This is a genomic window from Bacteroidales bacterium, from assembly GCA_013314715.1.
Lineage (GTDB): Bacteria > Bacteroidota > Bacteroidia > Bacteroidales > GWA2-32-17 > Ch61.
On sequence record JABUFC010000075.1, the window covers coordinates 1 to 7413 of the forward strand.

Annotated in this window: 6 protein-coding genes; 2 read left to right on the forward strand and 4 right to left on the reverse strand. The window is 33.3% G+C overall.

Annotated features, from left to right (window positions below):
- Positions 1-193: 193 nt before the first annotated feature.
- The 4 genes from HPY79_11965 to kdsA are packed head-to-tail and all read right to left on the reverse strand — an operon-like array spanning position 194 to position 4013.
- The gene (locus tag HPY79_11965; GenBank protein ID NSW46520.1) at positions 194-988 is read right to left on the reverse strand and encodes a hypothetical protein; all 795 of its coding nucleotides are present in this window, start codon (positions 986-988) and stop codon (positions 194-196) included.
- Between the two features lie 29 nt (positions 989-1017).
- On the reverse strand, positions 1018-1755 hold the full coding sequence (locus tag HPY79_11970; GenBank protein NSW46521.1) for an NTP transferase domain-containing protein: 738 nt from the start codon (positions 1753-1755) through the stop codon (positions 1018-1020).
- A 1-nt stretch (position 1756) separates the two neighbouring features.
- On the reverse strand, positions 1757-3214 hold the full coding sequence (locus HPY79_11975) for a phosphotransferase (GenBank protein NSW46522.1): 1458 nt from the start codon (positions 3212-3214) through the stop codon (positions 1757-1759).
- Entirely contained in the window at positions 3207-4013 is an 807-nt protein-coding gene (gene kdsA / locus HPY79_11980; GenBank protein ID NSW46523.1) for a 3-deoxy-8-phosphooctulonate synthase, read from the reverse strand. The genes HPY79_11975 and kdsA overlap by 8 nt, the downstream gene beginning before the upstream one ends.
- Before the next feature lie 300 nt (positions 4014-4313).
- Between kdsA and HPY79_11985 the strand changes: the two genes are divergently transcribed.
- Both HPY79_11985 and HPY79_11990 read left to right on the forward strand, forming a co-directional pair.
- Positions 4314-4736 carry a hypothetical protein gene (locus HPY79_11985; protein ID NSW46524.1) on the forward strand — a complete coding sequence of 141 codons (423 nt, stop codon included), beginning with the start codon at positions 4314-4316 and terminating at the stop codon, positions 4734-4736.
- Between the two features lie 16 nt (positions 4737-4752).
- On the forward strand, positions 4753-7413 hold a 2661-nt coding region (locus HPY79_11990; protein NSW46525.1), incomplete at its 3' end, for a hypothetical protein.

Here is a 7413-nt window from a genome sequence, read left to right on the forward strand (position 1 = left end):
CGCACATTCTCAACTATTTGAACGGCTTTTTTGGGCGAATTCGGTGATGTTTTAATTCGTACAAACATGCTGCAAATATAAAACATATTTTTTAGAAAAACAAATACAAATTTATATTAGGCACTACAAACGCGATTTTTTAATTAAAAAAATGTTTCTTATTGATATTTAAATATTTAACTTTTTTAAAAAATTAAAAATTGATTAAAATTGGCGAAGTCAGGAAAAAGGGTGCTACCTGTGATGTAAATTCCTTGACAGACATTTTTGAATTTTTCATAAGATCGCTTTCGTCAAGCATAATATTTCCATTTTTATCGCTAACTCTCAAACTAATACCACAATTAATGCTATCGTTTTTGGCAACAAAGCCATCCAGTCCTTCAAATAAAATATATATTTTTTTATTAGTATCAATAATATTATCGGTAATGGTTAAATTATCGGTATTATCAAAAAGATATATTTCTTTATAACTTACATTCTTTGTTTTTACTTTAATATTGGGATTAGGAGTTATATTAAAATGAAATTCTACTTTAAAAGTTCCAGTTCCTTTTTTATCCCAAATCATTAAATATGCAGTATATTTTTGATTCGAATGCATGGGGTTAGCAAAAGTAATATTGGCAGTAAGCTTAAGTGGCGAATAGTCAAAACCTTCTTCGATTTCGGCGTACAAGTCGTCCGAATATAAAACAGTATCATTACTAGCAGATAAAATTAAAAGCTTAAGACCGGGAAAGACTCGATTGTTTTCTTTGACTAAGCCTTCTACCTGATTGAAATTAAAGAAAATTTCCTGCCCATATATAAAGGTCGAAGTTTTGAATTCTCTTTGTTTTTTATCAGTAATCGTTATATTTTCGCAACTGATACCATCGCCTTGCGATTTAATATTTAAGTTAGCATCAAAACTTACAGATTTGTTAAAATTACAAGAACTTGTAATTATTAAAATAGATAAAAAATAAAATAATTTCTTCATATGTATAAAATTTTTGAGCAATTTAATTATTATTCTTTAGCTGACAAAATTTTATTTGCTTCCGACAATTTTTCGGGGGTACCTATATCCATCCAAAATGATTCATTATCAATAAAAGCTTTAATTTTGTAAAAAGTGCATAGTTTAATGTAAGCTTCGGTTATTGAAAATACTTCGCCCCATGATTCTAGTAGTTGTAACATTTCGTTATTTATGACTTGAATACCACTAAAAGCCAATGGAACAAGTCGTTGTATTTTAGTGTTCGTAAGTTTTATTTCGTTATTAGCCATATTTTTCCAACCACATAATTCATGATATTCATTAAATAAAAAATATCGATTGGTTTTACGGCTTCGAACAACTAAGGTGGCTAAGTTTTGATTTTTTTCATGATATGTTAAAAGCTCTGATAAATTTAAATTACTCAAAATATCGACGTTGTATGCAATAAAATAAGGCTCATGTTTTAAAAGATTGCAAGCCTTTTTTAAACCACCGCCTGTTTCTAAAAGTTTTTCTCTTTCGTCAGAGATTTGAATATTTACATTATATTTTTTAGCGAGTATTATGGTTTGATGAATAACTTTTTCGGCATGATGATGAACATTTACCACAATATTTTGTATTTGGTGTTGTGCTAAATGAGCAATAACATGTTCGAGCAAAGTTTTCTGGTTAACTTCTACTAATGCTTTTGGGATGGTATTGGTTAAAGGTTTTAAGCGAGTGCCTAGTCCAGCTGCAAAAATCATTGCTGTTGCCATATTACTTCAATTCCCAATTTTGTTGATTTGTATGAATTACTTTAATATTTATATCGAATTTCTCTCTTATTTTTTTTGCCAGCTTTTCGGCACAATAAACAGAACGATGTTGTCCACCCGTACATCCAAAATTTACCATAAGATGTTCAAAATTACGTTCGATATACTTTTTAATACTTTCTTCGACTAACTGTTGACAGGCCGAGATGAATTTTTTTACTTCGTCGAATTGTTCCATATATTCCTTGACAGGTGAGTCTTTTCCTGTAAAATGTTTTAGATGCTCTATTTTACCAGGATTAGGCAAAGCGCGACAATCAAAAGCAAAGCCACCACCATTACCCGATGAATCGATGGGATATCCGTTTTTATATGCAAAACTTGTAATGGTTACAGTTAGTTTATCCGAAGAAGGTTTTTGTAAGCTTATAAGGTTGGGGTTTTCAAACTGTTGTTCAATAAGTGAGGCAATGTAAGGGAATTCTGATTTTATATGAGAAACTTTAAAAAGATATTTGAGATTTTTAAAAGCAGGGGCAAAGCTTTTAATAAAATGCTCTTTTTGCTCAAAAAGACCTCTATAGCCGTATGCTCCAAGTGCTTGAAGAATTCGTATAAAAACAAAAATATAGTACTGTTGCAGTGCTTGTTCTTTATTTATCGGAATACGATTGCTTATCTGCGATATATAATATTGAATAAGTTTATTGCGAAACGAAAAAGGCAGTTCAGCTTTTGCGTCAAAAAGCAGCGAAGCAATATCGTAAAAAATGGGTCCTCGGCGACCTCCCTGAAAATCGATGTAGTAAAGTTTATTGTCTTTTATCATAATATTTCGTGATTGAAAATCGCGAAACATAAAATAACAATTCTGAGCAGTGGACGCATCTTGAATAAGTTTTTGAAATTCTTCTTCTAGTTTTTTTTCGTTAAAAGGAGCATGAACCAATTTTAGGAACATGTATTTGAAATAATTAAGATCCCACTGTATGGCTTGCGAATCAAATGCTTCAACTGGATAACAATGACTAAAATCAAGCCCTTTTTCTGCAGAAAGTTGAAATTGTATTAAATCGTCAATAACTTGTTTGTAGCGTTGACTTATTTCAGGGCTTATGGTATTGTTTTTTTTTCGGTCTTCGGTTAAAAGCTGATACAGTGTAGTATCGCCCAAATCTTCTTGTAAATAAAGTTTTTTATTATCAAAGATATGAACTATTTGAGGTACTGGGAGCGATAAATTATAAAAAAACTTTTGTAAGTAAAAGAATGCTTCATTTTCTAAGATATCTTCGTTGTAAGTAGCAATCAAAGTACCTTTATTTAATATAACTCTAAAGTAAAATCGATTGGAGCCACTTAGCGGAAGGGCAATTAAGTGGTTAAAAGTTGAACCCAAATAGCGTTTAATTTGATCTTCTACAAGCAAACGGATGTCGTTATTTAATAAACTACTCATTAATGGAACGATGTATTTTCTTTAACGTGTATAATAGTTGATAAACATCTTTAAGAGGTAGCATATTGGCACCGTCAGACAATGCTTTGGAAGGGTCGGGATGTGTCTCTATAAAAATACCGTTCACGCCTGCTGCAATTCCTGCTTTGGCAATGGTGGGGATGAATTGTGGAACGCCTCCCGTTACGCCAGAATTTTGGTTGGGTTGCTGGAGCGAGTGTGTGCAATCGAGTATTACCGGATATCCAAGCTTTTGCATGGTAGGTATAGAGCGATAATCAACAACTAGGTCGCCGTAACCAAAAGTAGTACCACGTTCTGTAAGGAAAATATTGTTGTTTCCGACTGATTTTACTTTCTCAGCAGCGAACTTCATAGCTTCGGGTGCAAGAAATTGCCCTTTTTTTATGTTAACGGGCAACATGGTTTTAGCGGCGGCCAGCAACAAATCGGTCTGACGGCAAAGAAATGCAGGAATCTGGAGTATATCTACATATTGAGCTGCCAGTGCTGCTTCTTCGGGTAAGTGGATATCGGTGATTACAGGCAATTGCAATTGTTGTTTCACTTTTTGTAGAATACGCAATGCTTCATGGTCGCCAATACCTGCAAAAGAGTTGATGCCGCTGCGATTGGCTTTGCGGTACGAGGCTTTGAAGACAAAAGGAATTTCGAGTTCGTGAGAGATTTTCTTAAGCGATTCGGCTACTTGAAAAGTAACTTCTTCATTTTCAACAACACAAGGTCCTGCTATCAAAAAAAAGGAACGATTGGTTGATAAATCACGATAAATTGACATATTTTTTTTTCAAAGGTAAAATAAAAATCAATACATCTATACCAAAGCGGATAAGTAGATTTAAACATTTGTTTGTTAATCAATGAAAAATTCATTATTCTGTGTTCATTCAATTGCCCTAATTATAACTTGGTAAATCGATTTTCTAATTCGACGTTTTTTTACATTCTATTTTAGGCAATTGTGTAAATGGTAAATAACAACATGTAGTTTGTCGTTGTTATTGTACAGTTGGATTTGGTTTTTTGAAAAAATAGTTGTATATTTCATTCATAAAATCTTTAAAAAAAAGTTAATACTATGAAAAAATTATTTTTTACGTCATTCATTTGTTTAATGACATTTTTTGCCACTGCGCAAATTAAACTGCTCGATTTGAGCGTAATACCAATTATTAAAACCGATAGTGTTTCGGGGCAATCATCTAATACGACTCTTGATGTCCGATTTAAGATTAAAAATTCAAATACTGCTTCAAAGGTTTTTGTTCTTTTTGGAACAACTCAAAATCTTGGCGATATATATTCAATAGAAGCAAATATAATTGAAAATGCAGGTAATTATTATATATTATATAATGGTATGCAGACACCTATTAATAATTATAATGCAGAAATAAAAATTGAATTAACGCCGGCACAAAATGCTGCCTATAATTATATCACACTTTTTGTAAAAGATGTGAACGGAACTGATTCCAATAAATTATATTTTGTCAAATAATTTAAACATTTAGTATATGAAAACAATAGTTTTATTATTAGCTATTATCATAAGCATACCATTGGCTTATTCGCAAACATTTTTAACTGTAACAAAAACAACAGATCCCGACCCGTTTGAACATCCATTCAATGTGGTAGATAGCCTTTGCGATACCGAAATGTACGGGACCTTGCAATGGGCTATACGAAAAGCAAATACAATACACGAAAATTACATCGTTATTAATTTTAATATACCCGGTACCGGCACACACGATATTATGCTTAATTATGAATTACCTATGATTATTAATGATTTTTCTACAATAATTATAGACGGTACAAGTCAGCAGGGATATTCGTTTGGCTCTCCTGTTATTAATATAAATGGTCAAAATATACTTGGTAGTTGTTTTCAGGCATATAAAACTAATATTTCTATAAAAGGGCTTTCTATTGAAAATTTTCTTTATCATGGTATAGTAATAAGCACTCCTTTGAGTTCAAACGAAATAAGTGAGAATGTGATTAATCATATTGAAAATGGAGTAAACAATACCGCTACTGTTGGCATCAGGGTTCTTTTAGCAGGAATACAATGGACAAACATTTATGGAAACTTCATAGGCACCGGAAGCAACTCAACCAATATTGAGAACTATGGAATTATGATAGAAAATAGTCATTATGTTAATATTGGGGGCACTTTACAAAATCAGCCCAATACCATTACAAATTGTGGAACAAGGGGTATCTTCTTGTCAAGTTCAAATTATATCCGCATGTCTGGTAATCGGATATATAATAATCCAATAGCCATATGGACGTTAGGGAGTAATAACGATAAACTTCCCCCTGTTATAACCTCGTATCAGAACGATACTCTTTCCGGTACTTCTGCACCCGGTGATATTATTGAGGTATTTGAAGGGACCGGAGCTGAGCAGGCAAATGAATATCTTGGTAGTACTACTACGGATGGTTATGGTAATTGGCAATTGCCTATTCAAACTACATATCAATATGTAGTGGCTACGGCAACAGATGAGAATAATAATACTTCGGGATTTTCTTTATTAAAAGAAGTAAAAACTTGTATGTATTCAGTATGTTTTGAAGCTCCGGGACATCCTTATTGTTCTGATGCAAATCCCGATCCATCATGGTGTAAAGAAAAAACTATTTGTTTAGGAGAGCCAGTTACTATATATTTTTGTGAAATGTGTGGTGGTATAAACGAATGGCATGTTGATATAAACGGAGAGCATGGTATTTCAGGGACTTACGATTTTACACAGGTTACAAATTATGGACAGTATGAAGTATGGCAAACAACATTTACGCCTACTATAGCAGGAAATTATAACTTAGTGTTATATGTTTATAATGAAATATCTAATACTAATAATCCATATTATTTATCTTTAATAGTATTACCACCACCTACACCCACTATTACACAATCTCCAAATTTATGTCAGGGAAATACCTCTGTTTTAAATGCGGGCATTGGTTATAGTAGTTATCTTTGGAATACCGGTGCTACCACACAAACAATAACTATTTCTCAACCAGGAACATATTTTGTAACTGTAACAGATGCACATGGTTGTACTGGTATAGGTACTATTAATGTAATACAGTATGATAGCCCAACGCTTACAATAACTGGAAATACAAATATTTGCTCAGGTGGTACATCAATCTTAACCGCTCAAACAAATGCAACTTCGTATCTCTGGAGCAATAATTCAACAAGTCAGTCAATTACTGTTAATCAGGGCGGTACATACTCGGTTACAGTTACAAGCAGTCAGGGTTGTACCAATACTGCTTCAGTAACAGTTACTCAAAGCCCTACAATAAATGTAAATGCAAGTTTTACTCCTGTTTCATGTTACCATGGTAATAATGGAACAGCTACAGTAAACGCCACGGGTGGAATTCCTCCTTTTCAATACATTTGGAGTAACGGACAGACAACTCAAACTATTTTCAACCTTACTGCCGGTACATACGCTGTTACAGTTACCGATGCAAACGGATGTACAGCTACCACACAAGTTGTTATTACACAGCCGTCAGCTATTCAATATACAGCAAGTATAACATCTGTAAGCTGCTTTGCTGGTAATGATGGAAGTATTTCTCTCACTGTATCAGGAGGCACTCCATTTTTCGAAAACTTTCCCTATTACCTTTATCAATGGAATACAGGTGCTACGTCATCTTTTTTAACAAACTTAATTTCTGGCACATATTATTGCACTATTACCGATGCTAATAATTGTACAACGGTTGCTACGGTGTTTGTCCCTCAGCCACAAAAAATAACAGCTACTTTTAGTACTAACCCACCAACTTGCTATGGTTACAACAACGGCTCTATAACTATTAATGTAAATGGAGGTACTCCGCAATACTCGTATAATTGGAATACGGGTGCAACAGGGAACCCCATTAATCATTTAATTGCCGGCAACTACACTGTAACCGTTACAGATGCAAATCATTGTACGGCTGTATTTAACACCAGCCTTAATCAACCACCCTTGTTAACATTAAATGTAAGCAGTTATACACCTTCATTGTGTGGTAATGAAACCAATGGCAGCATTACGGTTGTAGCAAATGGTGGTAATATACCATACACATACAATATTGGCAATGGAGCTCAAACTTCTAATGTATTTCAA

What these genes read in the sequence shown, in the direction of transcription:
- HPY79_11965 (NSW46520.1), bottom strand. Translation starts at nt 988, where the DNA reads ATGAAGAAATTATTTTATTTTTTATCTATTTTAATAATTACAAGTTCT.
- HPY79_11970 (NSW46521.1), bottom strand. Translation starts at nt 1,755, where the DNA reads ATGGCAACAGCAATGATTTTTGCAGCTGGACTAGGCACTCGCTTAAAA.
- HPY79_11975 (NSW46522.1), bottom strand. Translation starts at nt 3,214, where the DNA reads ATGAGTAGTTTATTAAATAACGACATCCGTTTGCTTGTAGAAGATCAA.
- kdsA (NSW46523.1), bottom strand. Translation starts at nt 4,013, where the DNA reads ATGTCAATTTATCGTGATTTATCAACCAATCGTTCCTTTTTTTTGATA.
- HPY79_11985 (NSW46524.1), top strand. Translation starts at nt 4,314, where the DNA reads ATGAAAAAATTATTTTTTACGTCATTCATTTGTTTAATGACATTTTTT.